Annotated in this window: 1 protein-coding gene; it reads right to left on the bottom strand. The window is 63.4% G+C overall.

Annotated elements, in window-relative coordinates; translation table 11 throughout:
* On the bottom strand, positions 1-3,305 hold a 3,305-nt coding region (locus BLR16_RS27765), incomplete at both ends, for a non-ribosomal peptide synthetase (protein WP_143012390.1).

Here is a 3,305-nt window from a genome sequence, read left to right as displayed (position 1 = left end):
ACCAGCGTCAACGGCGTCTGCGCCGAGAGCCGGGCGTTCGCCACCTGACGTGCCAGACCTTGCAGCGTCGGCTCGGCAAACACATCCCGCAGTGCCACCTCGACTTCGAAGCGCTGACGCAGACGCGACACCAGTTGTACCGCCAGTAACGAATGCCCGCCCAGTTCGAAGAAGTGGTCGTGGCGACCGACACGCTCCAGCCCCAGCAACGCCTGCCAGATCTGCGCCAGCGCATGCTCGACGTCACCTGCCGGCGCCTCGTAATCACGACTGGCATAAGCGTCGTCCTCCGGCGCTGGCAATGCCCGTCGGTCCAGCTTGCCGCTCGGCGTTTGCGGGAAACGCGCCAGCGTTACGAAGGCACTCGGAATCATGTACTCCGCCAGCCCTTGCGACAGTTGCTCGCGCAACTGCGCCGCCGACAATACGGCACCTTCCTGCGCCGTCAGGTACGCCACCAGGCGTTTGTCGCCTGGACGGTGCTCGCGCACCAGCACCACCGCTTCCCTGACCCCAGGGCAAGCCGCCAACTGCGACTCGATCTCGCCCAGCTCGATCCGGAAGCCCCGAAGCTTGACCTGATCGTCGTTACGCCCCAGGTACTCGATATTGCCGTCCGCCAACCAGCGCCCCAGATCGCCGCTCCTGTACATCCGCGCCGCCGGCTCGGCACTGAACGGGTCGTCCAGGAAACGCTCCGCCGTCAGTTCCGGCAGATTCAGATAGCCACGGGCAACCCCCGCGCCGCCGATATGGATCTCGCCAATGACCCCAATCGGTACCGGCTGGCCATGTGCATCCAACAGGTAAATCCGTGTATTCGCGATCGGACGACCTATCGGCAGTGAATGACCCGCTTGAACAGCGCTGTCGCACAGGTAAAAAGTAGAGTCACCCGCCGCTTCCGACGAACCGTAGAAATTCAGTATCGTGGCCGAAGGTAACCAAGCACGAGTGCGAGCAAGCAGGGAGGACGAAAACACCTCGCCACTGCAAACGATCAGCCGCTTTTCTGGCGAAATTTGTCGGTTCTCTATCCTCGACAGTTCTTCCAGCAGTGAAGGGACAAGAACCAGACGGGTCAACTGATGCTCTGTAACCGCCTGCCACAGCTGTAGCGGATCCCTGGAGGCCAGCGGCGACACGATATGCAGTTGCGCGCCAAACAGTAAGGGCATCAGCGTTTCAGTCACCGAATCGAGAAAACTGATCGACGTTTTTTGTGCATGCTTTTCGAGTCGCTGACCACCGAAAGTGTTATGCATCCAGTAAAGACGGTTAACCATGGCCTGATGTGGACCGCCCACGCCTTTGGGTTTACCGGAGGAACCCGAGGTATAGATCACATAGGCCAGGTGCTGCGGCGTGATGGCCGGCACTACAGGATTGTGTTCAGCTTCAACCTCCCAGTCGGCATCTTGCAGATCGAGCGTCGGCACCGCCAACTCGCCCAGCAACGCCCGGGTCTCGGCCTGCACCAGCACCGCCACCGGCGCGCTGTCTTCCAGCATGTAGCGCAATCGCTGCTCCGGATACGCAGGATCCAGCGGCACATACGCACCACCCGCCTTAAAAATCCCCAGCAAGCCCACCACCATTTCCAGGCTGCGTTGCGCACAGATCGCAACCCGATCATCCGGCTGGATACCCAGGCCGATCAGGTAATGTGCCAGTCGATTCGCCCGGGCGTTGAGTTCGCCATAGGTCAGGCTTCCGGCGTCATCGACCACCGCCAGGGCATCGGGTTGTTGCGCCGCCTGCTCCTCGAACAGTTGATGAATCAACTTGTCCGCCGGGTAGGCCGCTGCCGTATCGTTGAACGACTCCAACACCTGCCGACGTTGCTCGCACGACAGCAGCGGCAGTTCTGCGACCGCTTGCTGGTCATCCGCCACCATGCCTTCCAGAAGCACCTGCAAGTGCCCCGCCATCCGCTCGATCGTTGCACGCTCGAACAGATCGCTCGCGTATTCCAGAGAGCCGATCAACCCGCCATCCGCCTCGACCAGCGCAAGCGACAGGTCGAACTGGGCCGTCGTGTGCGGCGCTTGCAGCGGCTCCAGGCTCAGCTCCGGCAGGCTGAATTCGCCGCCGCCCGGGGTATTGTTCAGCGCCAGCATGACCTGGAAGATCGGGCTATGACCCAGGCTGCGCGGGGGCTGCAGCGCCTCCACCACCTGCTCGAACGGCAGGTCCTGATGCGCATGCACCGCCAGCATGACCGCCTTGACCTGCTCCAGCAACGCCGCCACGCTCAGGCGCCCTTCCGGCCGGATGCGCAGCGCCAGTGTGTTGACGAAGAAGCCAATCAGCGACTCCAGTTCGCTGCGCGGACGATTTGCCACCGGCGTGCCGATCACCACATCGTCCTGCCCGCTGAAGCGGCTCAACAGACTCGACCAGCCCGCCAGCAAGGTCATGAACAGCGTCGCACCGTGACGCTGACCCAACTGCCGCAACCCTGTCGTCAATGCCGGGCTCAGGGCCAGGCTCACCCGTCCGCCGGCATAACTGCGCAACGGTGGGCGGCGGTGGTCGGTTGGCAGCTCCAGCAAGGCCGGTGCGCCGCTCAGGTGCTGCCGCCAGAACTCGACCTGCGTTTGCAGGGTTTCGCCCTGCAACCACTGCCGCTGCCACGCCGCGTAGTCGACATACTGGAAGGCCAGTGCCGGCAGAGGGTCGGCCAGCCCCTGGCTGAAGGCCCGGTACAACATACCGATTTCGTGCAGCAGAACGCCCGTCGACCAACCGTCAGAAACGATATGGTGCTGGGTCACCAGCAGGATGTGCTCTGTCTCCGACAGTTGCACAAGTCGTCCGCGAATCAGCGGCCCCCTCGACAGGTCAAACGGCGCCAGCGCCTCCTCGCCAGCGAGCCGCTCTACGGCCTCGTGTTGCGTCTCGTCTTGCGTCTTGTGTTGTGCCGCGCTGTCCAGAGCGCGCAGGTCATGAGTGATCAGGGCGAACCCTTGGGTCGCCGGCGCGATCACCTGGATCGCCTGGCCCTCGTGCAAGGCAAAGTGGGTGCGCAGGGTTTCGTGGCGCGCCACGATCCGGTCAAGCGTGGCCTGCAAGGCGTCTCTGTCCAATCGGCCGCGCAACCGTAGTCCCGCCGGAATGTGATAAGCAGCCCCCGCCGCCCGGTCCAGTTGATCGAGGAACCACAAGCGTTGCTGCGCCCACGACAGCGGCAAAGGTAGATCGCGGTCGACCAGCGTCAACGGCGTCTGCGCCGAGAGCCGGGCGTTCGCCACCTGACGTGCCAGACCTTGCAGCGTCGGCTCGGCAAACACATCCCGCAGTGC

The organism is Pseudomonas sp. BS3767, from assembly GCF_900099665.1.
Classification (GTDB): Bacteria; Pseudomonadota; Gammaproteobacteria; order Pseudomonadales; family Pseudomonadaceae; genus Aquipseudomonas; species Aquipseudomonas cerasi.
The sequence above is the reverse complement of the archived record's forward strand: the minus strand, read 5'-3'. Positions and strand labels throughout refer to the sequence as shown.